Here is a 26,257-nt window from a genome sequence, read left to right as displayed (position 1 = left end):
GCTGGTCGACATCTGGAACCGGCTCGAACTGGAACTCCGCAAGGCGGCGTAACTCGCCAGCTCGACATGGCGTGCCGACCGCTGACCGGCAAACCGCTTTATATTGTTCACGCGGAGGCGCGGAGGCGCGAAGAGGTTTCGCGCAGAGGCGCAGGGAGCGCAGAGATTCTAAGGAGCCTCGTTGAGCGAGGCTCAAGGACACTCATCGCACTTGAGTCCCGCCGCTGGCCCGGCATGAGAACACCTCCGCGCCCTCCGCGCCTCCGCGCGAACCCAATTTACTCTTTTTTGCGCCTTCGCGTTTTGCGCGAGTCAAACCGACTATTGGATCCGGGGTGCACACGCGTCGGTGATCGGGACGACCCAGATTATACCTTCGCGGCGATCCGCCGTTCCTCTTCGCCCATATAATCGCGCGTGATCGGCAGCGCGTCGCGGTTGCGCGCGAACTGCAGCTGGTAATTGACCATCCCGCCATAGAGGAAGCTGACGCACGAGCCGGCGAGATAGAAGATCCACATGTTGAAGAAGACCTCGTCGTACATCGCGATGATCTTCTCGCGATTGGCGACGGCGCGGTCGTACCAGGCCTGCAGCGTATAGCCGTAATGGAGGCGCAGCACCTCCACGTCGGTCATGTAATAACGCAGGCCTTCATAGCCCTTGGCGATTTCCGACAGTGCGGGAATATAGCCGCCGGGGAAGATGTATTTGGCGGTGAACTCGTCGGTCACTCCCGCCCCGCCCGCGCGCCCGATCGTGTGCAGCAGCATCACGCCGTCCTCGTTGAGCAAGTCGCGGCATTTGCGGAAGAAGGTGCGATATTGCGGCGGGCCGACATGCTCGAACATGCCGACCGAGACGATGCGGTCGAACGTCCCGGTCATGTGGCGATAGTCGATCAACTCGAACTTGACGTGATCGGCGACGCCGGCGTCCGCCGCGCGCTGCTTGGCGGTGGCGATCTGTTCGTCGCTGAGCGTGATGCCGACGACGTCGACGCCATAGGTCTGGTGCAGATAGAGCGCCATGCCGCCCCAGCCGCAGCCGATATCGAGCACGCGCATGCCTGGCTTGAGCGCGAGCTTGGCGGCGATATGCGCCTTCTTGTCCAACTGCGCCTGTTCGAGGCTTTCGTCGCGGTCGACGAAATAGGCGCAGCTATATTGGCGATCGGCGTCGAGGAAGAGGTCGTAGAGCGCGTTGCCGATGTCGTAATGATGCTTGACGTTGGCCCGCGCCGCCCGCGCGCGGTTGAACTGGTCGAGCTTGCGCTTGACCCCGACCACGGCCCTGGCGGCGAGCCCGGGATCGAGCGCGCCAGTCGCGTCTTCCCAGCGATTGTTCTTACTCGCCAGCGAGAGCAGCTGCATGATGTCGCCACGCTCGATCACCATGCGGCCATGCATGAACGCTTCGGCCACGCCGAGCGCGGGATCGCGCAGGATCTGTCCCGGCACGCTCTTGGTGGTGAAGCGGATCGCGACATCGGGATAATCGGGGTCCGCCGTGCCGAACGACTTGGTCGTGCCGTCGGCATAGGTGACGGACAGCGTGCCGCGCTTGAACGCGCGCTCGAAGAACAGATCGATCAGGGCCATAGGCGTTCGCTGCTATCGGTTGATTGCGGCCACGAAAAGACCGGAAACAGCTCTGCCTGCATCAAATACCGGCATACCAGTCGTAATTGACGTGATCTTCCCAATAGCCGCCTTTGCCCAAACCGATTCCGGCGAGGCTCGCTACCGCGTCGATCCGCATCACATATTTGGCGTTCTTGTAGCCAAGATGCCGCTCGACCCTGAGCCGGATCGGCGCGCCATGGCCGACCGAGACGCGCTTGTCGTTCATCGCCCAGGCCAGGATCGTCTGCGGGTGGAAGGCGTCGATCAGATCGATCGATTCGTAATAAGGCGCGCCGCCCCACAGATCGGCGCAGGTGAACACGATATAGCGCGCCGATGTGCGCACCCCTGCCGCCTTGAGCACATTGCCGAGCATCGGCCCCTGCCATTTGCCGATCGCGCTCCACCCTTCGACGCAATCGTGGCGGGTGATCTGTGCGCGTTGCGGAAAGGCGCCGATATCGGTCAGGCTGAGGCGTAGCGGCCGGTCTACCAGCCCGCCGATGTCGAGCCGCCAATTGGCGAAATTCTCCGCGACGTGGCGGTTGTAGTCGGCGGTGTTCGGGTTGGAATTGCCGTTGGTGCGGAACACCGGCGACATCTGGTCGGGGGTGAATTCGGGCGCCAGCGCGTTGCGGTCCATCAGCGCGCGCTGCAGGCCCATGTTGATCTTCTCGCCCGAGAACAGGATGCGGCGGAAGCCGGGTTGCTGGGCGAGCTTGTCGCAGCCCGACAGCAGCAGCCCGGCGCCAAGCGCACCACCGGTGACGAGCGTGCGACGCGTGATGAGAGTCATTCGGCGGCCTCCGGTTCGGCGCGTGAGGTGGCGGCCGGTTCGGGTGGCGGTGCCGCGGGCAAGGTCCAGCGGCCGGTGATCATCGACCACACTTCCTCGATCGGCCCGGCCAGCACCACCAGGGTCAGGTGGACGATGACGAACAGCACGATTCCGCTCGCCGCGATGAAATGGATCGACCGCGCCGACTGGCGGCCGCCGAACAGTTCGATCAGCCATGGCCAGGCCGCGTCCATCCCCGGCGACATGGCCAACCCGGTGAAGATCATCAGCGGGATGAGCACGAAGATCGCGACGACATAGGCCAGCTTCTGTAGCGTGTTGTAGGCCGCCGGATCCTCGGGATTGTGGAAATCGAAGCGGAGATGCGCGAGCAGGTCGGCCCAGAGATGGCGCGGCCCGATCTCCCTGGCGCGGACGCGCAGGTCGCGCTGGAAATGACGGTTGATCAGGCTCGCGATCATGAAGACGAGCAGCCCGAAGCCGAGCACGAGCGCGAACAGCAAATGCCAGCGCCGCGAAATGGCGAGATTGTACCCTGCCGGGATGGTCAGCCAGCCCGAGCGCAGAATGTCGCTGTACGGCCGAAGATCGAGCCAGGCATGGTCGAAATTGGCGCCATATTGTCCCCAATAGAGCCGCGGATGCGCGTTCAATATGCCGATGCCGCTGCCGATCATGATGAAGATCGTGATCGCGTTGATCCAGTGCCAGATCCGCGTCGCCAGGCGGTGGCGATAGACGACAATCGGCGCAATTGGCCGGGCGACCGGGGAATCGGCGGGGGCGGTCGGTTCGTCCATTATGCTTCCTTCGAACGATACGCCCGACCGGTTACACGCGATCGTCGATTCGTTTAGCCGTAAGCGCGCGCAAAGAACACGATCGTTGTGACGCCCGTCACCAGTAACGTCCACACGCGCACCGCGGATGCGGGTAATTTCTTGCCGATATGCGCGCCGGCCCAGCCGCCGAGGATCGATCCCGCCAGCATCGGCAGGCATGCGATCCAGCGTACCATCCCCGCGGCGATGAAGACGATCGCCGCGGCGAGATTGGCGATCGCCAGCATCAGCGTGCGCGGCGCGAACAATTCGCGCGGCGTGTGCCCGGCGAGCAGGCCATAGGTCGCCGTCGTCATCAGCCCGACCCCGCCACCGAAATAGCCGCCATAGATGCCGAGCAGCATCTGCACGACCATCAGGCTGCGGCGTCCGATCGTCACGCGGTCACGCAACCACGCTGCCGCGCGCTTGCCGAACGCCAGCACGACAAAGGCATAGAGGACCAGCCAGGGAATGATCACGTCGAACGCATGGCTGGGGGTCAGCACCAGCAGCACGCTGCCGGCGAGCCCGCCGACGAACGTGATCGCCGACAATGTCCGAACCCCGACGCCGCCGACCGGCGCGAGCTCGTCGCGAAACGCCCAGGCGCTCATCCCCGCCCCCGGCAGCAAAGCGACGTTCGAGGTCGCGTTGGCGGCGTTGGCCGGGATGCCCAGCGCGAGCAGCGAGGGCAAGGTCGCGAATGTGCCGCCGCCCGCCAGCGCATTCATCGCGCCGCCGACAGTGCCCGCGCCGAACGCGAAGAGGAGGGAGAGGATCGGACTCATCGCCCGCTCCCTTGAAGCGTTGGCGGCAAAAGTCGAGATCGCAATCGCGTCAGGCCGACGCTCGAACGCACCCCTGGCGAGGAAGGATCAGTTCATCGCACCTCGGATCACGCCGCGGGCTGGCCGATCTGCATCGACCGCACCGGCGGGGTCCATTCGGCCTGATAGCTGATCTCCAGCGCCCATATCGCCAGGACGATAATCACCAGCCAGGTGCCGAGCGCGCCGATCATGCGCAACACGCTGGGCGCCGGCCGGACGATGCCGAAGGCGTGCGCCAGCCGCACCACGATGAACACGGCGCCGACGATCCACAGCCACAGGCTTGGGCCGCGCGCGAGTTCGATCAATGCCATCAGGATCAGCACGGTCGGCGCATATTCGGTCAGATTGCCGTGCGCGCGAATCTTGGCGGTCATCGCCGCCTCGCCACCATCGCCGAGATTGATCTTGCTGCTCACCCGATCGCGTCCGATGCCGAACGCCAGCCAGACATTGATCAGCCCGGTCGCAGCGGCGATCACGAGCGTTACCGGTAATATCATGGCGATCCTCCCCTTGGTATTCCCGCATCGACGCGGCGCGTCTATCTCTCAGCCTTCGTCCCGCCGCGCCGCCTTGGCTGCGCTCTCGACCTTGAGCGGGCGCGACACCGGGCAGACTTCCTGCAGATAGCCGTTCAGCGTGTTGGCCAGATTATCCTCGACCAGCCGGTAATGGACATATTGGCCGCGTTTCTCGCTCGTCACCAGCCCGGCATTCTCCAGCACGCTCAGGTGCTGCGAAACCGCCGGCTTGGAAATCTCGAAGCGCGCGGCGATCTCCCCGGCGGTCATCTCCGCCTTGGACAGATAGGCCAGGATCTTGCGGCGGGTCGTGGACGCCAGGGCTTCGAAGACTCTTTGCATATTTACCCTATTAGGCGCTTGCTTAAATACTTTCCAGATAGCAATTAGGTAATTAAGGTATGACTTAATCAAATAGGGGAATCACCATGCGCGAACGGGAGCATCGGGACGACCATGATCGGTGCGCGGTCAATTGGCTGGTCGAGACGCCGGGCGCCGACCCTTCGACGGGCAGCGTACGCTGGGATCCGCTCCATTCGCTGTGGAACGGCGGCATGGCGGGCGTGGCGCTGATCGCCGGACCGCTGGTCGCAACGCCCGGTGCGCTGCTGCTGTTCGTCCTAACCACCGGTGGCGGCTTGCTGCTTGGCCATTCGGTCGGCTTTCACCGGCTAATGATCCATCGCAGCTTTCGGACCATACGCGCGATCGAATATTTCCTGGTCTGGTGCGGCACCGCGGTCGGGATGAGCGGCCCGTTCTGGATGATTCGCACCCACGATCTACGCGACTGGGCCCAGCGCCAGGCACATTGCCATGATTATCTCGCGCATCGCCGTCCGCCGTTGATCGATGCCTGGTGGCAGCTGCATTGCCGGCTCGATCTGGCGCACCCGCCGGCCTACGACCTGAGCGCGCTCGAGCGGCAGGGCTTCTATCGCTTCCTCGAAGGCTGGTGGATGGCGCAGCAAGTGCCGGTCGCGCTCGCCTGCTGGGCGATCGGCGGCTGGTCCTGGGTAGTGTGGGGCGTCTGCGCCCGCGTCGCGATCTCGGTCCATGGCCATTGGCTGGTCGGTCACTTCGCGCATCGCCACGGCCCGCAATCCTGGCTGGTCGACCAAGCCGGCGTCCAGGCGCACGACGTGCCCTGGGCGGCGATCCCGACCATGGGAGAGGCGTGGCACAACAATCACCATGCCTTTCCCGGTTCGGCGCGGATCGGGCTCTATCCGGGGCAGAGCGATTGGGGATTCGTGCTGATCAGTCTGCTTCAATGGGTGGGACTTGCCTGGGACGTCTGCACGCCCGACGCCCTTCCGTCGCGCGAGCGGCGGCTGACCGCGACGCCGCGCGGGTTGCAACGGCGCGCCAAATCGCTATAGGCGCACGCTTCGCGATGCATCCCGAGCCTTTGTACCGCGTGGCCGACCCGTCGGTTGCGCCGATAAACGTCCGGGCCTAGTCGTCTTGATCAATTCGATTTTTTGAAGGTTGTCGCCGCAATGGCCGTTCCCAAGAAGAAAACCTCGCCCTCCCGCCGTGGCATGCGCCGCGCGCACGACGCGCTCTCGGTCGAGTCGTTCCAGGAGTGCCCGAATTGCGGCGAGCTCAAGCGTCCGCACAATCTCTGCCCGTCGTGCGGCCATTATAATGGCCGTGAGGTCGTCTCGGTCGAAGGTTGATCGGGGCCCATTAAGGGGGACTGACGCGTGACCACCAACTCCTGGATCGCCATCGACGCGATGGGCGGTGACGAGGGGTTGGCGGTGATGTTGGCAGGCGTCGCCGAAGCGCGGCGTCGCTTCGACGGCACGCATTTCTTCCTGGTCGGCGACGAGGCGAAGATCGCCGAGGGGTTGAAGGCTCACCCCAATCTGACGGCGAATTCCGAAATCGTCCACGCGCCCGAAGTCATCAAGGGCGACGAAAAGCCCAGCACCGCGCTGCGCCGCGCCAAGATCACGTCGATGGGCGTGGCGATCGACCTGGTGAAGCAGGGTCGCGCCGCTGCCGCCGTGTCGTCGGGCAATACCGGCGCGCTGATGGCGATGGCGAAGGTCTCGCTGCGCACCATGAAGGGGATCGATCGCCCCGCGCTCGCCGGGCTGATGCCTAGCCTCGGCCCCAACGACACGGTCGTGCTCGATCTCGGCGCCAATACCGAATGCGACGCGCGCAACCTGATGCAGTTCGCGGTGATGGGCGCGGCCTATGCGCGCACCCAGCTCGATCTCGCCAGCCCCCGCGTCGCGTTGCTCAACATCGGCACCGAGGACCAGAAGGGCACCGAGGAGATTCGCGACGCCGCCCAAGCGCTGCGCGACGCGACTCATTTGCCGCTGACCTTTGCCGGCTTCATCGAGGGCGACAAATTGTCGCGCGGCGATGTCGACGTGATCGTGTGCGACGGCTTTTCGGGCAATATCGCGTTGAAGACGGCGGAAGGCACCGCGCGATTCGTCGCCGACCTGCTGCGCCGCGCGTTCAGCAGTTCGGTGCGCTCGAAGATCGGCTTCCTGATCTCGCGCCCGGCGACCGAATTGCTGCGGCACCATCTCGACCCCAACAACCATAATGGCGCGGTCTTTCTCGGCCTCAACGGCCTGGTCGTGAAGAGCCATGGCGGCGCCAACGAAACCGGGGTGGCCAATGCGATCGCGGTCGCGGCCAAGAGCGTGCGCGACGATCTGGCGCGCAAGATCGCCGAGGATCTCAAATATTTCGAGGCGCATGAACCCGAAGGAGCAGTTGCGTGAGGCGTGCGGTCATCACCGGAACGGGATCGGCGCTTCCGATGCGGCGCGTGTCGAACGCGGAACTCGCGCAGACCGTCGACACCAGCGACGAGTGGATCGTCGAGCGCACCGGCATCCGCTTCCGCTACATTGCGGGGCCTGACGAAACGACGGGTACGCTGGCTGCCGACGCGGCGCGCGCGGCGCTGGCCAAGGCCGGCAAGGCGGCCGACGAGGTCGATCTGATCGTGCTCGCCACCGCGACTCCCGACCAGACCTTTCCCGCCACCGCGACCAAGGTCCAGGCGATGCTGGGGATCGACGATTGCGTCGCGTTCGACGTCGGCGCGGTATGTTCGGGCTTCCTCTACGCGATTCAGGTCGCCGACAGCCTGATCAAGACCGGCTCCGCCAATTGCGCCCTGGTGATCGGTGCCGAGACGTTCAGCCGGATCCTCGATTGGGAAGATCGCACCACCTGCGTGCTGTTCGGCGACGGCGCCGGCGCCGTGGTGCTCGAGGCGCAGGATGTCGCCGAGGACGGCCCCGGCATCCTTGCCAGCCGGCTCCATGCCGATGGCCGGCACAACGGCCTCCTCTATGTCGATGGCGGCCCGTCGACCACCGGCACGGTCGGCAAGGTGCGGATGAAGGGGCGCGAAGTGTTCCGGCATGCGGTCACCAACCTCGCCAGCGTGATGGACGAATCGCTGGTCGCGGCGGGGCTGGTCCCTGGCGATGTCGACTGGGTCGTGCCGCACCAGGCGAATGCCCGCATCCTCGACGCGACCGCGCGCAAGCTCGGGCTGGCGCCCGAAAAGGTGGTCGTCACGGTCGACCAGCATGCCAATACCTCGGCCGCCTCGGTCCCGCTCGCGCTCGACACCGCGGTGCGCGACGGGCGTATCAAGCCGGGACAGATCGTCGTGCTCGAAGCGATGGGCGGCGGCTTCACCTGGGGCGCTGCGGTCGTCCGAATCTGACTGTTTGAGCCGGTTCGGCCATGCCTGAAATTGGGTATTAAGCCCATTTCATGCGTTCCACCATTGTGTTACGGCAAGTTTCTGCCACGCAAGGGAGGGTGTTGATGGCAAGTGTGGGTACGTTGACGCGGGCTGATCTGTCCGACGCGTTACAGCGTGAGGTGGGGTTATCCAGGGCCGATTCGGCCAAATTGGTCGAGGAAATCCTGGATCACATGTGCGACGCGCTGGCGCGTGGCGAAAACGTCAAGATTTCGGGCTTCGGCACCTTCGTCCTTCGCGACAAAGGCGAGCGAATCGGCCGCAATCCCAAGACCGGTGTGGAAGTACCGATCGCGCCACGGCGCGTGCTGACTTTCCGTGCCAGTCAGATGATGCGCGACCGCATCGTCGACGCGGGCTGACGGAGAAGCGCATGGCCGCGCTCGACAAGGCGGCTGGCGCATTCCGTACGATTGGCGAGGTGTCGCAAGACACCGGGTTGCCCCAGCATATCCTGCGCTATTGGGAAACGCGCTTCACACAATTGCGCCCGCTGCAGCGGGCCGGCAAGCGTCGCTATTACCGGCCAGAGGATGTCACGCTGATCCGGCGGATCGACGACCTGCTCAACCAGCAGGGCTATACGATTCGCGGCGTGCAGAAACTGCTGGCGACCGAGGGGCGCGGGGGCGGGAAGCCCGCCGCCGACGCACCGGCCGCAGCTCCTGCCGCACCCGTTCCGGTGCAGGGCTCGCCCATCGACCTGAGCGCGCTCAGGTCGATCCGCGACCTATTGGTGCGGGCGCTCGGGGGGTAGTCTCGTCGTTTCCAATTGCCGTCATCCCCGCGAAAGCGGGGACCCATCTCCGGCGCGTGCCTGATGCCTGGCGGCTATGTTTACATCCTGGCCAACCGCAAGAACGGTGCCCTCTATACGGGCGTGTGCGCCGACATTGCCGCCCGCATGATGCAGCATCGCGATGGCACCGGAAGCAAGTTCTGCAAGAAATATGACATTAGTCGGCTCGTCTATGTCGAGCGCCATGACGCGATCATTGATGCAATCGCCCGCGAAAAGGCGGTCAAGAAATGGCATCGCGCGTGGAAAATCGCATTGATCGAGCAGGCCAATCCCGATTGGCGCGATTTGTTTTTCGATATCAACCGATAAGCTTGCGGCGCCTTCCGGAGATGGGTCCCCGCTTTCGCGGGGATGACGGTTTTTAGCTAGACAGGGCTACCGTGCCCGCAACCCATCGCGCAGCAACTCCGCGATGACGTCCGCGACGGCCTCAGGCGTGCGATCCTCGTCCCACACCCCATAACGCAGCCCGAGGAACACGTTCATCCCCATTACTGCCCAGGCATGGACATCGGATATGTCGTCGCGAATCTCGCCGCGGTCGGCGCCGGCCTTCAACCGCTGCTCGATACGCTCGGCAGTGGTCGCGTAATGCGCGCGAAAGCTGGCCGGGTCGACGAACTCGGCCTCGTCGATGATGCGGTAGATCTCCTTGTGGCCGCGCACGAACTCGAGGAAGCTCAGCAGGCCGGCGCGTTCAGCCGCGATCTGGTCGGGCGCGGCGCGGATCGCCGGGGCGACAGTGTCACGCACCTGGTCGGACATGTCGCGGACGAGCGCGCGGAAGATCGCGTCCTTCGAATCGAAATAGGTATAGAAACTCCCCAACGCGACACCGGCGCGGCGGGTGATCCCGCTGATCGACCCGTCGTGAAACCCCTTCTCGCCGAATTCGACCGCCGCGGCGTCGAGCAACGCGCGTAGCGTCCGCCGCCCGCGCTCGGTGCGCGGCGCTTTTCCCTCGCTGGCAATGGCATCGAGCGTTGCAGTTGAGCCACGCTGGACCATTCTTTTTGCCTCCCCATCCCGCCGGAAGTTGAAACCCGGTTCAGGTTTCAGTATAGGCCGGATCAACAAGCGTTCAACCGGGTCGTTTTCCCGCGCGGACGATAAACCATGGGAGGGTTTGAAGGGATGATCCGTCACCGTCACGCGTGCGCGCTGTATCTCGGCGTTGCCGTCGCCGCGTTGTTCTCCAGCCCCGCGTTCGCGCAGGATGCGTCGGCCGGATCGGCCGCCGCCACGCCGCCAGCGGACGAGGCGCAGGCCAATGGCGATGTCTCGGGCGATATCGTCGTCACCGCGCGCCGCCGGTCGGAAACCCTGCTCAACGTGCCGATCGCGGTGACCGCGTTCACCGCCGACAAGCTCGACAAGATGGGCGCGGTCGACCTGACCGACATCCAGAACACGACGCCGAACACGACGATCAAGGACGCGCGCGGCACCAATTCGACGCTTGCCGCCTTCATCCGCGGCGTCGGCCAGCAGGATCCGGTGCCGGGATTCGAGGCGGGCGTCGGCATCTATCTCGACGACGTCTATCTCAACCGTCCCCAGGCCGCGGTGCTCGACATCTATGACGTCGAACGGATCGAGGTGCTGCGCGGGCCGCAGGGCACGCTCTATGGTCGCAACACGATTGGCGGCGCGATCAAATACGTCACGCGCCGGCTGCCCGACCATTTCGAAGTCGCTGCGCGCGGTACCTATGGATCGTACAACCAGGCCGACGGCATCGTCAGCCTGTCGGCGCCGATCGGGTCGATGCTCCGCGTGGGCGTGTCGGGCGCGCGGCTGACCCGCGACGGGTTCGGCCGCAACCGCAATCTCGGCATCGACAATTACAACAAGAACATCTGGGCCGGCCGCGGCACGGTCGAGTTCGAAACGCCCGACAGCCGCCTGCTCGTGCGCATCACCGGCGATTATACCCACGACAAGTCGGCGCCGCGCAACGGCCATCGCCTGTTCGCCGGCAAGCTGACCGGGTCGCCGGTGCTCGACAATGTCTATGACACCAATGCCGGGCTCAATTTCCCCAAACAGGATATCCAGGCCGGCGGCCTGTCGATGACCGCGACCGCGAAACTGACCGACAATCTGACCTTCAAGTCGATCAGCGCCTGGCGCAAGGACCGCAGCTTCACCCCGATCGATTTCGATTCGACGCCGTCGGTCGATGTCGACGTGCCCGCGGTCTATCGCAATGAGCAGACCAGCCAGGAATTCCAGTTCCAATGGTCGAGCAGCAAGGTCAACGGCATCGTCGGCTATTATTATCTCGGCGCCAAGGCCTCGACCGCCTTCGACGTGTTGCTCAATACCACCCTGGCCAACCTCGATGCCTATACCGCTGGCGACGTGCGCACCGAAACCTCTTCGGTATTCGCCGACTTCACCTTCGACTTCACGCCGCAGTTGAGCCTGTCGGTCGGCGGGCGCTACACCTGGGACCAGCGCAGGTCGTTCGTCTACAAGGCGAACTTCCTCGGCGGTCCGCTTTATGGCGCGACCAGCGAATTCGGCGGTAACCCGACGCTCAACCTCGGTGCCTCGACCAATTTCCGCGGCGAGGCCAATTTCAAGCGGTTCACGCCGCGTGCCAGCCTCTCGTTCAAGCCCAGCGCCGATCACATGTTCTACGTGTCCTATTCGGAAGGCTTCAAGGGCGGCGGATTCGATCCGCGCGGATCGGGCACGTCGGCGCCGATCAGCAATCCGGCGGCCGGTCGGACCTATCAGGACATCTACAACTACCTTTCGTTCGACCCGGAATCGGTCAAGAGCTACGAAATCGGCTGGAAGGGCTCTGCCTTCGACAAGCGGCTGACCTGGGCGCTCGACGGCTTCTATTCGGACTATACCAATGTCCAGATACCGGGTTCGGTCGCGTGCACAATCGGCGGCGTGGCCAGTTTCTGCGGCATCACGACCAATGCGGCGAAGGCGAAGATTAAGGGCGTCGAACTCGAAACCAACGCCATATTGGCGCGCGGCTTTGCCGGTCCGGGTTCGAACGTCACCTTCACCGGTACGCTTGGTTATATCGACCCGAAATATAAGCATTATATCGGCCCGACCGGCGCCGAGGTGTCGCAATATCGCCAGTTCCAAAACACGCCCAAATGGACTTTGTCGGGAACGCTCAGCGGGACCGTGCCGGTGGCCAGCGGCGACCTCAACGCATCGACGACCGTCTCGTACCGCAGCCTGACGCATCAGTTCGAAGTCGCGAGCCCGTTTCTCGATCAGCCGGCCTATACGTTGTGGGACGCCAATCTGACCTACAGCTTCGGGTCGAAGCGGCAATATTCGTTCGGCGTGCATGCCAAGAACATCACCGATGTCCGCTACAAGACCAGCGGCTATCAGTATCTGGCGGCGAATGCGGCGACGGGCGCGATCATCTATACCCCGACCGGCGGCGTCACCCCGACGCTCGGCAAGGAAGGCATCGCGACCGCCTTCTACGGCAATCCGCGTCAGGTGTTCGGAACCTTCTCGCTCAAATTCTGATGGCAGGTTAAAAGGGGGATGAGCCGGGTGCGCCAGCCGCGTGCCCGGCTCGTTTCATAAGGGGAGGGTCGCGATGACGAACAGGACCGAGCGGCCGGGCTATCCGGCACTGGTGCTGACGATGCTGTTGGTCGTCTATACGTTCAACTTCCTCGATCGGCAGATCCTCGGCATCCTGGCCAAGCCGATCCAGGCCAGCCTCCACTTGAGCGACGCCCAATTCGGCGCGATCGGCGGGACGGCGTTCGCGATCCTCTATTCGGTATTGGGCGTGCCCCTTGCGCTCCTCGCCGATCGCGTCGGAAAGACCCGCGTGATTGCAGGTTCGCTGGTGGTGTGGAGCGGGTTCACCGCCTTGTGCGGCACCGCGACCGGTTTCTGGTCGCTGTTTCTCTCGCGCCTCGGCGTCGGGGTCGGCGAAGCGGGCGGGGTCGCGCCGTCCTATGCGCTGATCGCCGATTATTTCCCGGTCCAGCGGCGGGCGCGGGCGCTCGCCATCTATTCGATGGGCATTCCGATCGGGCTCGGCTCGGGGGTGCTGCTCGGCGCCTATATCGCGGCGTTGGTCGACTGGCAGACCGCGTTCATTACCGTCGGCATCGCGGGCATCGTCGTTGCGCCGATCTTCCTGCTGCTGGTGCGCGATCGGCCGCGGCCGGCCGTTGTCGCCGATGCCGACGCGGTGCCGGTGTTGGCGGTCATCCCGATCCTTGCCCGCAAGCCGGCTTACTGGCTGTTGTCGATCGGAGCCGGGTGCAGCTCGATGGCGGGCTATGGGCTGGCCTTGTGGGTGCCCAAGATCATCGCGGTCCATTACGGCTGGACCGCCAATCACGATCTGATCAAGGTCGGCCAGTTCATGGGCTCGCTGCTGCTGATCGGCGGGACCACCGGCATTTTCCTCGGCGGCGTGTTCGCCGACCGGCTCGGGACGGTCGATCGCGCCTGGTATGCGCGGTTGCCGGCCATCGCTTGGCTGATCACCGCGCCGACCTTCATGCTCGGGCTGTTCACGCCTTATCCGATGTTCGCCTGGTTCCTGCTCTTGATCCCCAATGCGCTCAACACGCTGTGGCTCGGCCCGATCGTCACTGCCGCCCAGCATCTGGCGCCGTCGCGGATGCGCGCGAGCGCGTCGGGCAGCTTCCTGCTGGTGAACAATCTGCTCGGTTTGGGCCTCGGGCCGTTGCTGATGGGCACGCTGTCGGACGCGCTCAAGGCGAGCTACGGCGCCGATTCGCTGCGCTACGCCGCGATCATCGGGGTGAGCCTCTATCTCGTCGCCGCCGTGCTCGCGCTCCTCGCGATCAAGCCGCTCAAGCGCGGCTGGGTCGAAGCGACCGACTGATCCTCAGCCCAAAGTCGCCGGGATCAGCCCGCGCAAGGCGTTGCCGACGAAGAAGCCGTGATTGAGATCGGCGCGCGTCAGCGGCGCTTCGATGGCGCGGCCGCTCTCGATCAGCTCGGCGCGCAATATGCCGGGAAGCAAGCCGGCGCTGAGCGGTGGGGTCAGCAGCGCGCCGTCGCGCTCGACGAACAAATTGGTGAAGCTGCCTTCGGTCAGCTGGCCGTCACTTTCGAACACCGTCTCGAATCCCTGACGCGCACTGTCGTAAAAGGCGCGGTCGCTGGTCTTGTGGCGCAGGCGGAAATCGCCGGGCGCGACTGGCAGCGGCGCGACCGTGACTGCGACCGGCGTCTCGGGCATGGCCGGCATCGCTGCGACCTCGATCGCGACCGCGCCCGATGGCGCCAGCACCAGACGGATGCGTTTCGCCTCGCGCAGCCGGAAAGTCGCGGCCTGGAGTTCGTTGCGTGCGGCATGACGATCGAAGGCGAAACCGAACGCGACCGCGCTCGCCTTCATCCGCGCGAGGTGGCGTTCGAGCAGCGCGATCCCCTCGATCGGATCGAACGCCATCGTCTCGATCAGGTCGAAGCGGCGCGCGCCGGCGCCGACGAAGGCGGTCTTGGCCTGCGCCTCGTCCCATTCCTCGCTCATCCGCGAATCGGCGACGATGCCGCCGCCCGCGCCGAGCAACGCATGGTCCGCACCATTTTCGATCACCAAGGTTCGTATCGCCACATTGAACATCGCCCCCTCGGTCGCATCGAGCCGACCGATCGCGCCCGTATAGGGCCCTCGCGGCGCGCTGCCCATCTCGATCCCGGCCAGCGCCTCGATCGCGCGGATCTTGGGCGCGCCGGTGATCGATCCGCATGGGAACAACGCCGCCAGCACATCGATCGCATCCTGGTCGGGCGCCAGGGTCGCGGTGACGGTCGAGGTCATCGTGTGGATGGTCGGGTAGGTTTCGACCGCGAACAGCTCGGGCACCGCGACGCTGGCCGGTTCGGCGACGCGCGACAGATCGTTCCGCAGCAAGTCGACGATCATCAGATTCTCGGCGCGCTGCTTGGCGTCGCTGCGCAGTTCGGCGGCGAGCGCGCGGTCCTCCTCCGGCGTCGCGCCGCGCCGCGCGGTGCCCTTCATCGGCCGCGTCGTCAGCCTGCCGCCCTCCAACGCGAAGAACAATTCGGGCGACAGCGACAGCAGCCAATCCTGCCCCGTCCACACCACCGCACCGTAACCGGCGCGCGCGCTGTCCCTCAGCCCCGCATAAGCGGCCAGCGGATCGCCGGCGATGGGCACGCGCGCGCGAAAGCTCAGATTGGCCTGATAGAGATCGCCCGCCTCGATCAGCGCATGCACCTGCGCGAAGCGCTCGGCATAGGTATCGCGGTCGATATCGGGCACGGGCGCGCCCAGCCAGGCGGCGGCGGGGTCGGGCAGCCAGGCCGCGACGTCGCCTGGGGCGATCTCGTCGAACCGCTCGAACAGGCCGAACCATAATAAGGGCGTCTCCGCCTGCGACAGCTCGCCCAATACCGGCTCGAAGGCGCTTGCCGCTTCGTAAGCCAGGAACCCGGCGGCGTGGAGCCCGCGATGGCGCGCCGCGCGCAGCCGCTCGAGCGCGGGTTTGACCGCGGCGACGTCGCGCGCCTCGACGATCTCGACCGGCGCCCGATACAGCCGCGCGGGAGCGGCACCGACTGTACGGGCGTCGTCGAGCAGTACGAAAGGGCGGTCACGGCGGATCACTGTCCCGCTCATGCAACTGCGTCGGACGCTTCGGCAACCCCAAGCTTTTGCCGCCACGGCGTCACGTGCCCACACAATCCGTTTCGCAAGGGGGCATTGCCGGTCGCGACGACAAACCTTAGGTCTCCGCCATGGCCAGCACCGCGCAGCCGCTTCGCGCGGCGATCATTCCCGTCACCCCGCTCCAGCAGAATTGCACGTTATTGTGGTGCACCAGGACGATGCGCGGCGCGTTCGTCGATCCCGGCGGCGACTTGCCTTTACTAACCTCGCAGATGGAAAAGCACGGCGTCACGATCGAGAAGATCCTGGTGACGCATGGTCATTTCGATCATTGCGGCGGCGCGGCACAACTGGCCGACGATCTGGGCGTGGCGATCGAGGGGCCGCATCCCGAGGACATGTTCCTGCTCGAAAAGCTCGATGAGGACGGCTTGCGCTACGGCGTGCCGGGCCGATCGTTCGTGCCGTCGCGCTGGCTCGATCAGGGCGATATCGTCACCGTCGGCGAGGTGGAATTCGCGGTCCACCACACGCCGGGGCACACGCCCGGCCATGTCGTGTTCCACAATGCCGAGTCGAAATTGGCGATCGTCGGCGACGTGCTGTTCCGCGGATCGATCGGCCGCACCGATTTTCCGCGCGGCAATCACCAGGACTTGATCAATTCGATCGTCACGCGGCTCTGGCCGATGGGTGACGACACCTTCTTCCTGCCCGGCCATGGTGACCCGAGCACCTTCGGTCAGGAACGCCAGTCGAACCCATTCGTCGCCGATTCGGTGATCGCCTGACGTTTCCGCTGGAGCTCAGCCCAAGGCGGCGAGCTTTTCCTCGGCGAGGCGATCGAGTTCGGCGCGGCTCTTCTTCTCCGCCGCGGTCTTGAGCTGGCCGCAGGCCGCGTCGATGTCGCGACCGCGCGGGGTGCGCACCGGCGCCGAGATGCCGGCTTCGAAGATGATGTCGCTGAACCGCCGCACGCGCTCCGGCGTCGACGTGTCGTAGGGCGCGCCGGGCCAGGGATTGAACGGGATCAGATTGACCTTGGCGGGCAGCTTGTACTTGCGGATCAGCCGGACGAGCTCATGCGCATGCTCGTCGAGGTCGTTCTTGTCCTTCAGCATCACATATTCGAACGTGATGCGCCGCGCATTGTTGGCGCCGGGATAATCGGCGCACGCCTGGAGCAGTTCCTCGATCCCGTATTTGCGGTTGATCGGGACGATCTCGTCGCGGATTTCCTTGGTGACGGCGTGGAGCGAGACGGCGAGGTTGACCCCGATCTCCTGGCCTGCGCGCGCCATCATCGGCACCACCCCGGAGGTCGACAGCGTGATGCGGCGCTTGCTGAGCGCCAGCCCATCGCCATCCATCACGACATGGAGAGCGTCGCGGACATTGTCGAAATTGTAGAGCGGCTCGCCCATCCCCATCATCACGATGTTGGTGAGCATCCGTCCCTCGGGCTGCGACGGCCATTCGCCGAGCGCGTCGCGCGCCAGCATGACCTGACCGACGATTTCCTGCGCCGTCAGGTTGCGCACCAGCCGCATCGTGCCGGTGTGGCAGAAACGGCAATTGAGCGTGCAGCCGACCTGGCTCGACACGCAGAGCGTCCCGCGATCGGCGTCGGGGATGAACACCATCTCGTAATCCTGGCCGTCGGGCCCGCGCAGCAGCCATTTGCGCGTGCCGTCGGTCGAGACCTGCGCCTCGATCACCTCGGGCCGGCCGACGACGAAGCGCTCGACCAGCCAGGGATGCTGCGCCTTGGCAATGTCGGTCATCGCGGTGAACTCGGTCGCGCCGCGATTGTAGATCCAGTGCCAGATCTGCTTGGCGCGCAATTTCGCCTGCTTGGCGTCCATCCCGGCGGCGAGCAACGCCTCGCGCAACTCGGCCTTGGAGAGGCCGACAAGGTCGACGCGCCCATCCTCGCGCGCCACCGTCTGGCGGGGCACGGGCACGGGATCGATGTGCCCCGGAATGGGCATGAGGGCGGCCGACTCTGTCTGCATGGCGCCGCACATAGGGGAAAAGGGCGCGATTTGCTAGGTGGCTGGCTAATGCATCGCGCGGCGGCGGTAGGTGAAGTCGTAGGCCGGGCTCCACGTCTTGCCGCCGTCGGTCGAGAAAGCGCCTCGCTGATGGACGGAGCCGTCCGGATCGGGGCCGAGCGTCATGCGGTTGGTGACCGGCCCGTTAGTCGACAGGAAGATCATGTCGCCGCCTGTAACATTGCCGATCAGGGTCGCCGCCGTGCCGCCGCTGTCGACATAATATTGCCGCCAGCCTTTATCTGCTGGGACATAAGCGCTGATCGAGCGCCCATGATACGCGATCGGCTTGCCGCCGGGCCCGATCGACTGGTCGAACGTCTCGCTGATCGCGCAGCCGACGATTTTCTCGATCCTGCTATGCGCGATGGGTTTGGTCGAACCCTTCGCAAAGACGTCCCAGTCGCCAATCCAGAAATCGAGCGCCCGATGGTCGGCATCGCTGCAGTCGACCTTGGGCGGCTTGGGAGGGGGTGGCGGCGCGGTTTGCGGCGCCGCGGCGGCGAGCAGCAGGGCGATCAGACTCATCTTCGTCCTCCCCAAGTGTCCGGTCAGGCTGACACACCCCGCCGCCGCCAGCAAGTCAGTCGCAGCCGAGCGCCTTCAGGGTGGTCGCCATCGCGACATCCACCGGCGTGTGTGGCTCGGGACCGATTGCGGCGACCAGGTCGGCATTGTCGAGCCGGACCGGATGCTCCCAGAAGGGGCGCATCTCGACCATTTCCTTCATCGTCGGGTTGAACAGGCCGACGATCGGTAGCAGCGTCCAGGGCATCCGCCACGTCCTGACCGGCCGCCCCACCGCTTGCGCGATCGCGCCGGTGATGCGTGTGCCGTCATCGTCCCATATGCCGGCGAAATGGTAGCGGGCGAAGCGGGGAAGCTCGTCACCTTTGTCGAGCAGGCGCGCGAACGTCTCGCCGACATCGGGCAGATAGGCCCAGCCATGACCGATCCCGGCCTTGCCCGGTACCATTACCCGGCCGACCGGCTTACCCGGGGTAACCAGACCCTGGCTCAGCCAGCTATTGCCCGGGCGCGGACCGAAATAGTCGCCCGCGCGCAGGATCACCGCTTTCACCCCCGATTGCTCGATCGCGCGCTCCATCGCGACGCGGATCGCGCCTTTCCGGGTGTTCGGATGCTGCGGGCTGTCGGGCGCGATCACCGGCGAGGTGCGCGGATCGTAATTGTAGATCGTGCCGGGGAGCGCGAGCCGCGCGTCGTTGGCCCGCGCCGCCGCGATGCTGTTCTCGAGCATCGGCAGGACCAGCTTCTCCCAGTCGAGATAGCCCGGCGGGTTGACGGCATGGACGATCGCATCGACCCCGTCCGCTGCCGCCAGCACCGCCGCGCGGTCCATCGCGTCGCCGATCCGCCAATCGATGCCGTCGCCATCACGTGGCGAGCGGGTCAGCCCGCGTACCGTCCAGCCATGCGCAATCAGCGCCCGTGCCGTCTCTCCGCCAATCCCGCCGGTCGCGCCCAGCACTAGAGCTGTCTTCGTCATCGTTCGTCTCCTCGATTTGATGACGGCGATATCGGCCAGTCAGAGCCTGAATAAAATTGTCGCGATATGATGGGCGGCCTATACAAATTTGATGAGTGAGGATTGGGAACGTCACCGCGCCTTCCTGGCGGTGTTGCGCGAAGGCAGCCTGTCGGGCGCGGCGCGATGGCTGGCGCTGGCGCAGCCGACGGTGCGGCGGCGGATCGCCGATCTCGAGCGCGGTCTCGGCGTCGCCTTGTTCACGCGCGCGCCCGACGGGCTGGTGCCGACCGATGCCGCGCTTGGCCTGCGCCAGCATGCCGAGGCGATGGAAATCGCCGCCGCTGCCTTTGCCCGTGGCGCGACACAGGGGACCGAGATAGCGGGGCTGGTCCGCGTGTCGGCCAGCGAAGTGATCTCGGTCGAAATCGTGCCGCCGATCCTCGCCGATTTGCGCCGGCGCCACCCCCGGCTGGTGGTCGCGCTCAGCCCCAATAATCGCAACGAGGATCTGTTGCGGCGCGAGGCCGATGTCGCGGTAAGGATGGTGCGGCCCGCGCAAGACGCCCTTGTCGCGCGCCGAATCGGCGACATCCATGTCGGGCTGCATGTCCGCGCCGATCTGATCGCCGGGCGCCCGACGCCGGCGACATTGGAAGAGGTCGTGGCGTTCGGGCTGATCGGAGTCGAGAACGACAATGCGGTGCTTCGCGCGATGCGCGCCGGCGGTATCCCGATCCGGCTGGAGGATTTCGCCTTCCGCTCGGACAGCGACCTCGCCCAGATGGCCGCGATGCGCGCCGGGCTGGGGATCGGCGTGTGCCAGGTGCCGCTAGCGGCGCGCGATCCGGCGCTGGTCCGCATCCTGCCGGAGGCATTCAACCATCCGCTCGATACCTGGGTCGTGATGCACGAGGATTTGCGTACCTCCGCGCCGGTGCGGGCGGTGTTCGACGCGCTGGTCGCGGGGTTGAAGGACTATCTGGCGTCAACCTAGCGATGACCAATTCTACACTCCGATTTTTAACCTCGATTGGCGGGGACGACAGGACCGAATGCGAAGTAAGGTCACAAAATGCCACGCTTTCGACATCATGTGACGCGGGTCGCAGCAGCAATCTTGGCTCTGACTTTTTCCGCCAACGTGATCGCGAAGGATCAATACCGGCCTGGGGCAATGTCTAGGAGGTCGCACGTACCGCCGCTGCGACTGGACGCTCCGCGATGGCTTCCGCTGACCGGCGCGCAGATTGTCGCATTGTTTTCGGACCGCACCCTGAATGTGGATGAGAGCTACGAGCCGTTTCCGGGCGTGAAAGTCGAGATTTTCGAGGTTGGTGGATGCTGGCCGCGGGAAACCTTTTTTGCCCATGGGCGATGGCAAAGATTCGAGTGCCAGCGAGGGCCCCGCACGTTCGAGGGCCACTGGACCACGGACAAGTTCCGTGGCGAGGAGCGCCTTTGTGTCCAAGCCACCGACCTACCGAGGCGATGTCGTTTCGTGTGGCGGGACGTATCTGCCGATCGTGTTTTCATGGGCGTGGCGGGCGCCACAAGGGCATCAGATTCCTGGGACGATCCCGCAGCGTACACGCCGTATCGTTTGACAAAGCGATAACCGGCCACCCGATGGACCTTCTCCTCTCCCAACGGAGAGGGAATGCCCTACACCCGACACGCCAACGCCGCAGCATCAATCGCCGTCGCCGCCCCCGACAGCGCATAGACATCGGCGAAGGCGCTCCCATCACGCCCCAATCCCTCGACGCTCATCGAGCGCCCGCCACGCATCGCGGCGACGATCGCGGCGTCGGTGCGCGAATCGGGTGCCCAGGCGTCGTCGGTACCGGCGACCAGCTCGAAGCGGCGCTCGCCGATCGACAGCGTCACGCGGGCATTGCCGGCGCGGCCGCGGCTGAGGCGGATGTGGAGTTGGCTGCGGATATTCTGGCCCGGCCAATTGGCGATGCTGGCGAAGCCGGTGCGATGATCGGGATCGACCGGCTGCGCGATCGCGAAGCAGCGGCGCGGACTGGGATCGCTGAACGCGGCCCATCGGTTCCACACGCCGATCGTGTCGCGCGCCATTGCCGGGGCTGCCGCGACCGCCGTTGCGATCAGCGCCCCAATGAGCGTTGCAGCGATTGCCGGCCGCTTCATACCGTCTCGCCGCCACCGCCGAGATGGACGATCGTCTCGATTCCACCTTCGATCATCACCAACGACCCTTGCGGCAAATGGCCGGCGGCGGGCGCGCCGAAGCGGTCGACCGGCGGTTGTCCGGTCATCACCCCGCGCATCACCCGGCTCGATATGCCGTGCATGATGACCAGCCGGTCGCCGGCATCGTCGTCGGTGTCGGCCAGCCAAGCCGAGACGCGCTCGGCGATCTGTGGATAGAGTTCGCCATCGGGTGCGCTGATCAGCAGGCCGCTCGGACGGTCGATCACGTCGCCCACCTCGGCGATGACGTCGCGATAATAGCGCCCGCCCCAGCTGCCCATGCCGATCTCGGTCAGCCGCGGATCGGTCCGCGCCTGATGCCAGTCGAGCCCGACATGCTCGGCGATCACCGCCAGCGTCTGCAGCGCGCGGCCGGTCGGCGACGCCCACAGCGTCAGCGCGGGTTTGTCGCCCAAAGCATGGCGAAGCGCCTCGCCCATTTCGTCGGCCTGACGGAACCCGGCGCGGGTCAGCGGGGTGTGCGGATGGTCGCCTTGCAACCGCCCGGCCGCGTTGAACACCGTCTCGCCGTGCCGCGCGATGAAGTCGCGTCCCCGCCTTGGAATCATTCCCAGCGCTTTCAACCCCCTGTGGCGCGAAAGCAACGGAATTCCTTGTTTATCTGAGGTTCATGCAACCTCTTGGCTCCCCACCTATTTGCCCCTTCCCGCGCCACCGACCCCCCGGTGCTCCGCGGGATATTGAGTGAATGGAGTTATTTATGCGTAAGCTGATCCTTGCCACCGCCAGCCTCGCGGCGCTTGCCGTCGCCGCCCCCGCCTTCGCGCAGGATGGTCCCCCGAACCCGGATAGCGACACGACCTTCAGCGGGCCGCGCGCCGGCATCATCCTGGGCTATGACCGGATGCAGCCGGGCCAGGTGCCCAATTCGTCGATCGACGACCGTAACTCGGCCGACGGTCTGACCTATGGTGGCGATGTCGGTTACGACATCCGCAGCGGGAACCTGGTGTTCGGCGCCGAGGGCGAAGTGACCGGGTCGACCAGCAAGGTGACCAACAATCCGTCCGCAGCGGGGGCGCTGGGCTATGGACGGGTCAAGGCCGGCCGCGATCTCTATGCCGGCGCGCGCGTCGGCTATGTCGTCGCGCCGCGCACGATGATCTATGCCAAGGGCGGGTACACCAACCAGCGGCTCGATCTCGTCGCGTCGGACGGCACGACCGAAACCGGCCAGCATTTCAACCTGGACGGCTGGCGCGCGGGCGCCGGCGTCGAGCAGTCGCTCGGCGGCAAGGCCTACGCCAAGGTTGAGTATCGCTATTCCAACTATGGCAATGCCCGGTTGGAATATCCGAACGGCGGCAACACCAACAATTTCTCGGTCGATACCGACCGGCATCAGGTCGTCGCCGGGGTGGGTGTCCGCTTCTAAAGCGATTCATCCACAATAACAGGGGAAACAGGGTGTGAAAGGAGGGTCGGGGCGCTTGCTCCGGCCCTTTTTCACGTTAAGGAAGACGGTAGGCGAATTGCCCCCGGATTCTCTCATGTCTGGCGGGTCGGAAAATCAGGGCACCGGCCCGGGGGTTAGGACATGAAGGCGACGATCGAACGCGCAACGCTCCTCAAGGGGCTGAGCCATGTACAGTCGGTGGTCGAACGCCGCAATACGATCCCGATTCTGTCGAACGTGCTGATCGAGGCGACGGCCGAGGGATCGCTCAAGCTGATGGCGACCGATCTCGACCTGCAGATCAACGAAAGCGTGCCCGCGGCGGTCGATACGCCGGGCGCGACCACGGTGTCGGCGCACACCTTGTTCGACATCGCGCGCAAGCTCCCCGAGGGCAGCCAGGTCCAGCTCGCCGCGGCCGAAGGCAAGATGACGATCGTCGCGGGCCGCGCGCGGTTCCAGCTCGGCACTCTGCCGCGCGACGACTTCCCGGTGATCGCCGAGGGCGAATTGCCGGTGCAGTTCGAGCTGCCGGCGGAAACGCTCAAGCAGATCATCGACAAGACGCGCTTCGCGATTTCGACCGAAGAGACGCGTTACTATCTCAACGGCATCTTCTGGCATGTCGCCGATGACGGCCAGCCGGTGCTCAAGGCCGCCGCCACCGACGGCCACCGCCTCGCCCGTGTGACTTTGCCACGCCCCGATGGTGCCGAGGGAATGCCCGACATCATCATCCCGCGGAAATGCGTCGCCGAGCTGCGCAAGCTGCTCGACGAGATCGACGGTTCGGTCGGCGTGTCGCTGTCCTCGTCCAAGATCCGCTTCGACATGGGCCAGGCATTGCTGACCTCGAAGCTGATCGACGGCACCTTCCCCGATTATTCGCGCGTCATCCCGACCGGCAACGACAAGATCCTCAAGATCGATCCGCGCAGCTTCGAGGAAGGCGTCGACCGCGTGTCGACCATCGCCACCGAAAAAACGCGCGCCGTGAAGATGACGCTCGATCGCGACAAGATCACGCTCTCGGTGACCAGCCCGGAGAACGGCACAGCGGCGGAAGAAGTGCCGGGCGAATATGCCGCGCAAGGCTTCGATATCGGCTTCAACAGCCGGTACCTGCTCGACATTCTCGGCCAGATCGAGGGCGACACGGTCGAGGTGCACCTCGCCGACGCCAGCGCACCGACCCTGATTCGCGAGAATGACAAGTCGCCGGCGTTGTACGTACTGATGCCGATGCGGGTGTGACGCAGGCGCGGTCCGGAGCGATCTTCGTCGCCACGATCGCGGCTATTGTTATTTTCTTCGGATCGGCTGGAAGTGCGGAACCCCCGGCAACCAAGACGATCAGCGCAATCGACCTCACCAAGCCATTCGGCGCGAGATCGGAATGGCGCTTTACAGCGACTCAAGCGCCTGATCAGCCCAATCGGGATGAAGGCCCGATCCCGGGAATCATTACGCTCTGCCTGAAGCGCGCGGCCGACCGGACCTGCTCGCCGGCACTGGCGCAGATGGCCCCGCCACCCGATCCTAGTTATGCTTCGATGTGGAAGCCACGCCAACTTTTTGTAGCTGGCATCGTCTATCCGCGTGGGCGATCGGCACCGCCCCTGCTGTTGACGCGGACGGGCGGCTCGATTGGCGGTGACGGCAGCCAGCCGATCTTTACGCAACTGCTCGCCTATCGGCGTGACAGAGACCGATTCGAATCGGTATTCAGCCGGATGGTCGGACGCAACACCAATCCGGAAGTCCGCTTTGTTGAGGCGGGACCGTTGCGCGGCGATGTCGTCGTTGCCGAGCCAACGGAGAATGCGCCGTTCGGCTATTGGGTCACGGTCAACCGGCTCACTCCGTCATACCGGTATCAGCAGATACTGCGCTACCGCAGCGCGACCAGGTACGGCGATGACAACCCGCTGGCGGTGATCGATTCGGAGATGCCCAATATTCAGCAACGTCTCGGCCTGTGGCGTCCTGGCCGGCCCCTGCCGCTGCCCGCGAAAGGCTGTCCGAAGCCCCGTCTGGTCAAGATGGAATTGTGGTGTTCTTAACGCGGCCGCTGGCATGGGAGTCCCCACGCGATCGCATCAGGGTTGACGACCGCGCCCAATTCACTTACTTACATGAGTGTCAGTAAGGAATCACTCGATGCCCGCAAAGCTCCCCCCCTTTCCCGGCACCACTGGTAAGCGTGACTGGAAGACCGCGTTCAGTTCGATCAGGAAGTTGCTCGCCAATGGCGACGACACGACGCAGGTGTTCAAGATCATGCGCGCCTTGAACGTCGGCAATGCGCCGATGAACTATGCGCGCTTCATCGCCACGGAAGAAGGCGGGCGGATGGCCTATGAGCGGATCGAGCTCGCGCAACTTTTGTCGCAGCCCGGCTTTGCCAAGCAATTCGCGCCGGGCACGGTGGGCGCGGCCTACAACCATTTCCTCGAATCGACCGGCTATTCGGCCGACGGCCTGGCCGAAGTCAGCAAGGTCAATCGCGAGGAAGACATGCCGCATCCCTACGCCTGGTTCGGGCGGCGGGTGCGTGACACGCACGACATCTGGCACGTGCTGACCGGCTACAAGGCCGACGAAAGCATGGGCGAAGCGGCGTTGGTCGCGTTCAGCTATGCCCAGGTCGGCGGGCTGGGCTGGGCGTTCATCGGCGGCGCGGCGGCGCTCAAGAGCCTGAAGGTCACCGGCAACACGCTGTTCGCGAAGGCCGTGTGGGAAGGCTATAAGCGCGGCAAGAAGGCCAAGTGGATTTCCGGCGAGGATTATCTTCAGCTGCTCCACGAGCCGCTCGACGCGGCGCGCAAGCGGCTCGGGCTCGACGAGCCGGTCGCCTATCTGAAGGCGCAGCGCGAATTGGGTGCCGAAATGGCGTCGTATCTGAGCGCGAAGAACCAGCAATCGGGCGCGGCCGAACCCGCCAAGCTGGCGGCCTAACCCAAAACTCCGCTAGGGACGGGCGCGATGCTGTCGCGCCTGATCCTCACCGATTTCAGGAATCATGCCGAAGCCGTGCTCCATCCGGGGCGCGGCTTCGTCGTGCTGACCGGCGAGAATGGCGCGGGCAAGACCAATGTGCTCGAAGCCGTATCGCTGCTCGCGCCGGGACGCGGACTGCGCCGCGCGGCGCTCAGCGATATGGCGCGGCAGGGCGGTAGAGGTGGGTTTAGCGTCGCGGCTACTCTCAAGCCCCTCCCCTTCAGGGGAGGGGTTGGGGTGGGGGACGCAGGCGATGCCCTCTGCGAGGCACCCCCCCCCCCC

The 26,257-nt window shown here is 65.1% G+C and carries 29 protein-coding genes; 16 read left to right on the top strand and 13 right to left on the bottom strand.

Annotated elements, in window-relative coordinates:
* Positions 1–368 precede the first annotated feature (368 nt).
* The 6 genes from SMA01S_RS21215 to SMA01S_RS21190 form a co-directional block, all read right to left on the bottom strand.
* The gene (locus tag SMA01S_RS21215; protein ID WP_066827066.1) at positions 369–1,601 is read right to left on the bottom strand and encodes an SAM-dependent methyltransferase; all 1,233 of its coding nucleotides are present in this window, start codon (positions 1,599–1,601) and stop codon (positions 369–371) included.
* Positions 1,602–1,662: 61 nt separating this feature from the next.
* On the bottom strand, positions 1,663–2,421 hold the full coding sequence (locus SMA01S_RS21210) for a molybdopterin-dependent oxidoreductase (protein WP_066827065.1): 759 nt from the start codon (positions 2,419–2,421) through the stop codon (positions 1,663–1,665).
* Positions 2,418–3,224 (bottom strand): cytochrome b/b6 domain-containing protein, encoded by an 807-nt coding sequence (locus SMA01S_RS21205; protein WP_066827064.1) that lies wholly within the window; start codon positions 3,222–3,224, stop codon positions 2,418–2,420. The genes SMA01S_RS21210 and SMA01S_RS21205 overlap by 4 nt, the downstream gene beginning before the upstream one ends.
* Before the next feature lie 53 nt (positions 3,225–3,277).
* On the bottom strand, positions 3,278–4,036 hold the full coding sequence (locus SMA01S_RS21200) for a sulfite exporter TauE/SafE family protein (RefSeq protein ID WP_066827062.1): 759 nt from the start codon (positions 4,034–4,036) through the stop codon (positions 3,278–3,280).
* A 107-nt stretch (positions 4,037–4,143) separates the two neighbouring features.
* Positions 4,144–4,581: an MAPEG family protein gene (locus SMA01S_RS21195; protein ID WP_066827057.1), complete on the bottom strand. Its 438-nt coding sequence runs from the start codon at positions 4,579–4,581 to the stop codon at positions 4,144–4,146.
* 48 nt (positions 4,582–4,629) lie between these two features.
* Positions 4,630–4,944, bottom strand: a complete 315-nt coding sequence (locus SMA01S_RS21190; protein WP_066827055.1) for a metalloregulator ArsR/SmtB family transcription factor — start codon at positions 4,942–4,944, stop codon at positions 4,630–4,632.
* A gap of 86 nt (positions 4,945–5,030) precedes the next feature.
* Between SMA01S_RS21190 and SMA01S_RS21185 the strand changes: the two genes are divergently transcribed.
* The 7 genes from SMA01S_RS21185 to SMA01S_RS21155 all read left to right on the top strand — a co-directional run bounded on the left by SMA01S_RS21185 (position 5,031) and on the right by SMA01S_RS21155 (position 9,476).
* Positions 5,031–5,987, top strand: coding sequence for an acyl-CoA desaturase (locus tag SMA01S_RS21185; RefSeq protein ID WP_066827053.1), 957 nt, complete (start codon positions 5,031–5,033; stop codon positions 5,985–5,987).
* Between the two features lie 120 nt (positions 5,988–6,107).
* Positions 6,108–6,287: a 50S ribosomal protein L32 gene (rpmF, locus tag SMA01S_RS21180; RefSeq protein WP_066804991.1), complete on the top strand. Its 180-nt coding sequence runs from the start codon at positions 6,108–6,110 to the stop codon at positions 6,285–6,287.
* 27 nt (positions 6,288–6,314) lie between these two features.
* Positions 6,315–7,361 (top strand): phosphate acyltransferase PlsX, encoded by a 1,047-nt coding sequence (gene plsX, locus SMA01S_RS21175; protein ID WP_066827051.1) that lies wholly within the window; start codon positions 6,315–6,317, stop codon positions 7,359–7,361.
* Entirely contained in the window at positions 7,358–8,323 is a 966-nt protein-coding gene (locus tag SMA01S_RS21170; protein WP_084250492.1) for a beta-ketoacyl-ACP synthase III, read from the top strand. Before plsX ends, SMA01S_RS21170 begins: the two co-directional genes overlap by 4 nt.
* Before the next feature lie 104 nt (positions 8,324–8,427).
* Complete coding sequence (locus SMA01S_RS21165; protein WP_066827068.1) at positions 8,428–8,727, top strand: integration host factor subunit alpha; 300 nt, start codon at positions 8,428–8,430, stop codon at positions 8,725–8,727.
* A gap of 11 nt (positions 8,728–8,738) precedes the next feature.
* Complete coding sequence (locus SMA01S_RS21160) at positions 8,739–9,122, top strand: MerR family transcriptional regulator (RefSeq protein WP_066827050.1); 384 nt, start codon at positions 8,739–8,741, stop codon at positions 9,120–9,122.
* A gap of 63 nt (positions 9,123–9,185) precedes the next feature.
* Positions 9,186–9,476: a GIY-YIG nuclease family protein gene (locus SMA01S_RS21155; RefSeq protein ID WP_066827046.1), complete on the top strand. Its 291-nt coding sequence runs from the start codon at positions 9,186–9,188 to the stop codon at positions 9,474–9,476.
* Positions 9,477–9,542: 66 nt separating this feature from the next.
* Here the strand turns inward: SMA01S_RS21155 and SMA01S_RS21150 are convergent, their stop codons facing one another.
* Positions 9,543–10,175 carry a TetR/AcrR family transcriptional regulator gene (locus SMA01S_RS21150; protein WP_066827045.1) on the bottom strand — a complete coding sequence of 211 codons (633 nt, stop codon included), beginning with the start codon at positions 10,173–10,175 and terminating at the stop codon, positions 9,543–9,545.
* 126 nt (positions 10,176–10,301) lie between these two features.
* On the opposite strand from SMA01S_RS21150, the gene SMA01S_RS21145 reads away from it, so the two are divergent.
* Both SMA01S_RS21145 and SMA01S_RS21140 read left to right on the top strand, forming a co-directional pair.
* Entirely contained in the window at positions 10,302–12,686 is a 2,385-nt protein-coding gene (locus SMA01S_RS21145) for a TonB-dependent receptor (RefSeq protein ID WP_066827044.1), read from the top strand.
* Positions 12,687–12,759: 73 nt separating this feature from the next.
* Entirely contained in the window at positions 12,760–14,034 is a 1,275-nt protein-coding gene (locus SMA01S_RS21140) for a spinster family MFS transporter (RefSeq protein ID WP_066827043.1), read from the top strand.
* A gap of 3 nt (positions 14,035–14,037) precedes the next feature.
* Here SMA01S_RS21140 and pabB read toward each other — a convergent pair whose 3' ends face one another.
* Positions 14,038–15,801: an aminodeoxychorismate synthase component I gene (gene pabB, locus SMA01S_RS21135; protein ID WP_066827042.1), complete on the bottom strand. Its 1,764-nt coding sequence runs from the start codon at positions 15,799–15,801 to the stop codon at positions 14,038–14,040.
* Between the two features lie 119 nt (positions 15,802–15,920).
* On the opposite strand from pabB, the gene SMA01S_RS21130 reads away from it, so the two are divergent.
* On the top strand, positions 15,921–16,583 hold the full coding sequence (locus SMA01S_RS21130) for an MBL fold metallo-hydrolase (RefSeq protein ID WP_066827041.1): 663 nt from the start codon (positions 15,921–15,923) through the stop codon (positions 16,581–16,583).
* A 15-nt stretch (positions 16,584–16,598) separates the two neighbouring features.
* Here the strand turns inward: SMA01S_RS21130 and rlmN are convergent, their stop codons facing one another.
* Genes rlmN through SMA01S_RS21115 form a run of 3 tightly spaced genes read right to left on the bottom strand, consistent with a single transcriptional unit; the run spans position 16,599 to position 19,356 of the window.
* Positions 16,599–17,807: a dual-specificity RNA methyltransferase RlmN gene (rlmN, locus tag SMA01S_RS21125; RefSeq protein WP_066827067.1), complete on the bottom strand. Its 1,209-nt coding sequence runs from the start codon at positions 17,805–17,807 to the stop codon at positions 16,599–16,601.
* A gap of 45 nt (positions 17,808–17,852) precedes the next feature.
* On the bottom strand, positions 17,853–18,374 hold the full coding sequence (locus SMA01S_RS21120; protein ID WP_066827039.1) for a hypothetical protein: 522 nt from the start codon (positions 18,372–18,374) through the stop codon (positions 17,853–17,855).
* A 55-nt stretch (positions 18,375–18,429) separates the two neighbouring features.
* Positions 18,430–19,356, bottom strand: coding sequence for an NAD-dependent epimerase/dehydratase family protein (locus SMA01S_RS21115; protein WP_066827034.1), 927 nt, complete (start codon positions 19,354–19,356; stop codon positions 18,430–18,432).
* A 91-nt stretch (positions 19,357–19,447) separates the two neighbouring features.
* Between SMA01S_RS21115 and SMA01S_RS21110 the strand changes: the two genes are divergently transcribed.
* On the top strand, positions 19,448–20,332 hold the full coding sequence (locus tag SMA01S_RS21110) for a LysR family transcriptional regulator (protein ID WP_066827033.1): 885 nt from the start codon (positions 19,448–19,450) through the stop codon (positions 20,330–20,332).
* A 668-nt stretch (positions 20,333–21,000) separates the two neighbouring features.
* Here SMA01S_RS21110 and SMA01S_RS21105 read toward each other — a convergent pair.
* Together SMA01S_RS21105 and SMA01S_RS21100 are read right to left on the bottom strand one after the other, a co-directional pair.
* Positions 21,001–21,495 (bottom strand): hypothetical protein, encoded by a 495-nt coding sequence (locus SMA01S_RS21105; RefSeq protein WP_066827032.1) that lies wholly within the window; start codon positions 21,493–21,495, stop codon positions 21,001–21,003.
* Positions 21,492–22,127, bottom strand: coding sequence for a histidine phosphatase family protein (locus SMA01S_RS21100; protein ID WP_066827031.1), 636 nt, complete (start codon positions 22,125–22,127; stop codon positions 21,492–21,494). The genes SMA01S_RS21105 and SMA01S_RS21100 overlap by 4 nt, the downstream gene beginning before the upstream one ends.
* A gap of 152 nt (positions 22,128–22,279) precedes the next feature.
* On the opposite strand from SMA01S_RS21100, the gene SMA01S_RS21095 reads away from it, so the two are divergent.
* From SMA01S_RS21095 to SMA01S_RS24335, 5 genes are all read left to right on the top strand, one after another.
* Positions 22,280–22,954, top strand: a complete 675-nt coding sequence (locus SMA01S_RS21095; protein WP_066827030.1) for an outer membrane protein — start codon at positions 22,280–22,282, stop codon at positions 22,952–22,954.
* A 162-nt stretch (positions 22,955–23,116) separates the two neighbouring features.
* Positions 23,117–24,229, top strand: a complete 1,113-nt coding sequence (gene dnaN / locus SMA01S_RS21090) for a DNA polymerase III subunit beta (RefSeq protein ID WP_066827028.1) — start codon at positions 23,117–23,119, stop codon at positions 24,227–24,229.
* Positions 24,230–24,528: 299 nt separating this feature from the next.
* Complete coding sequence (locus tag SMA01S_RS24705) at positions 24,529–25,038, top strand: hypothetical protein (protein ID WP_157094073.1); 510 nt, start codon at positions 24,529–24,531, stop codon at positions 25,036–25,038.
* Between the two features lie 97 nt (positions 25,039–25,135).
* The gene (locus SMA01S_RS21080) at positions 25,136–25,933 is read left to right on the top strand and encodes a Coq4 family protein (RefSeq protein ID WP_066827024.1); all 798 of its coding nucleotides are present in this window, start codon (positions 25,136–25,138) and stop codon (positions 25,931–25,933) included.
* Between the two features lie 27 nt (positions 25,934–25,960).
* Positions 25,961–26,257: AAA family ATPase (locus SMA01S_RS24335; RefSeq protein WP_157094072.1), on the top strand; the 297-nt coding region annotated here is incomplete at its 3' end.

The organism is Sphingomonas mali NBRC 15500 (assembly GCF_001598415.1).
In the GTDB taxonomy this organism is placed as follows: Bacteria; Pseudomonadota; Alphaproteobacteria; order Sphingomonadales; family Sphingomonadaceae; genus Sphingomonas; species Sphingomonas mali.
The sequence above is the reverse complement of the archived record's forward strand: the minus strand, read 5'-3'. Positions and strand labels throughout refer to the sequence as shown.

Excerpts from the sequence above, each read along its gene's own strand:
- SMA01S_RS21215 (WP_066827066.1), bottom strand. The coding sequence starts at position 1,601 with ATGGCCCTGATCGATCTGTTCTTCGAGCGCGCGTTCAAGCGCGGCACG.
- SMA01S_RS21210 (WP_066827065.1), bottom strand. The coding sequence starts at position 2,421 with ATGACTCTCATCACGCGTCGCACGCTCGTCACCGGTGGTGCGCTTGGC.
- SMA01S_RS21205 (WP_066827064.1), bottom strand. The coding sequence starts at position 3,224 with ATGGACGAACCGACCGCCCCCGCCGATTCCCCGGTCGCCCGGCCAATT.
- SMA01S_RS21200 (WP_066827062.1), bottom strand. The coding sequence starts at position 4,036 with ATGAGTCCGATCCTCTCCCTCCTCTTCGCGTTCGGCGCGGGCACTGTC.
- SMA01S_RS21195 (WP_066827057.1), bottom strand. The coding sequence starts at position 4,581 with ATGATATTACCGGTAACGCTCGTGATCGCCGCTGCGACCGGGCTGATC.
- SMA01S_RS21190 (WP_066827055.1), bottom strand. The coding sequence starts at position 4,944 with ATGCAAAGAGTCTTCGAAGCCCTGGCGTCCACGACCCGCCGCAAGATC.
- SMA01S_RS21185 (WP_066827053.1), top strand. The coding sequence starts at position 5,031 with ATGCGCGAACGGGAGCATCGGGACGACCATGATCGGTGCGCGGTCAAT.
- rpmF (WP_066804991.1), top strand. The coding sequence starts at position 6,108 with ATGGCCGTTCCCAAGAAGAAAACCTCGCCCTCCCGCCGTGGCATGCGC.
- SMA01S_RS21165 (WP_066827068.1), top strand. The coding sequence starts at position 8,428 with ATGGCAAGTGTGGGTACGTTGACGCGGGCTGATCTGTCCGACGCGTTA.
- SMA01S_RS21160 (WP_066827050.1), top strand. The coding sequence starts at position 8,739 with ATGGCCGCGCTCGACAAGGCGGCTGGCGCATTCCGTACGATTGGCGAG.
- SMA01S_RS21155 (WP_066827046.1), top strand. The coding sequence starts at position 9,186 with ATGCCTGGCGGCTATGTTTACATCCTGGCCAACCGCAAGAACGGTGCC.
- SMA01S_RS21150 (WP_066827045.1), bottom strand. The coding sequence starts at position 10,175 with ATGGTCCAGCGTGGCTCAACTGCAACGCTCGATGCCATTGCCAGCGAG.
- SMA01S_RS21145 (WP_066827044.1), top strand. The coding sequence starts at position 10,302 with ATGATCCGTCACCGTCACGCGTGCGCGCTGTATCTCGGCGTTGCCGTC.
- SMA01S_RS21140 (WP_066827043.1), top strand. The coding sequence starts at position 12,760 with ATGACGAACAGGACCGAGCGGCCGGGCTATCCGGCACTGGTGCTGACG.
- pabB (WP_066827042.1), bottom strand. The coding sequence starts at position 15,801 with ATGAGCGGGACAGTGATCCGCCGTGACCGCCCTTTCGTACTGCTCGAC.
- SMA01S_RS21130 (WP_066827041.1), top strand. The coding sequence starts at position 15,921 with ATGGCCAGCACCGCGCAGCCGCTTCGCGCGGCGATCATTCCCGTCACC.
- rlmN (WP_066827067.1), bottom strand. The coding sequence starts at position 17,807 with ATGCAGACAGAGTCGGCCGCCCTCATGCCCATTCCGGGGCACATCGAT.
- SMA01S_RS21120 (WP_066827039.1), bottom strand. The coding sequence starts at position 18,374 with ATGAGTCTGATCGCCCTGCTGCTCGCCGCCGCGGCGCCGCAAACCGCG.
- SMA01S_RS21115 (WP_066827034.1), bottom strand. The coding sequence starts at position 19,356 with ATGACGAAGACAGCTCTAGTGCTGGGCGCGACCGGCGGGATTGGCGGA.
- SMA01S_RS21110 (WP_066827033.1), top strand. The coding sequence starts at position 19,448 with ATGAGTGAGGATTGGGAACGTCACCGCGCCTTCCTGGCGGTGTTGCGC.
- SMA01S_RS21105 (WP_066827032.1), bottom strand. The coding sequence starts at position 21,495 with ATGAAGCGGCCGGCAATCGCTGCAACGCTCATTGGGGCGCTGATCGCA.
- SMA01S_RS21100 (WP_066827031.1), bottom strand. The coding sequence starts at position 22,127 with ATGATTCCAAGGCGGGGACGCGACTTCATCGCGCGGCACGGCGAGACG.
- SMA01S_RS21095 (WP_066827030.1), top strand. The coding sequence starts at position 22,280 with ATGCGTAAGCTGATCCTTGCCACCGCCAGCCTCGCGGCGCTTGCCGTC.
- dnaN (WP_066827028.1), top strand. The coding sequence starts at position 23,117 with ATGAAGGCGACGATCGAACGCGCAACGCTCCTCAAGGGGCTGAGCCAT.
- SMA01S_RS24705 (WP_157094073.1), top strand. The coding sequence starts at position 24,529 with ATGTGGAAGCCACGCCAACTTTTTGTAGCTGGCATCGTCTATCCGCGT.
- SMA01S_RS21080 (WP_066827024.1), top strand. The coding sequence starts at position 25,136 with ATGCCCGCAAAGCTCCCCCCCTTTCCCGGCACCACTGGTAAGCGTGAC.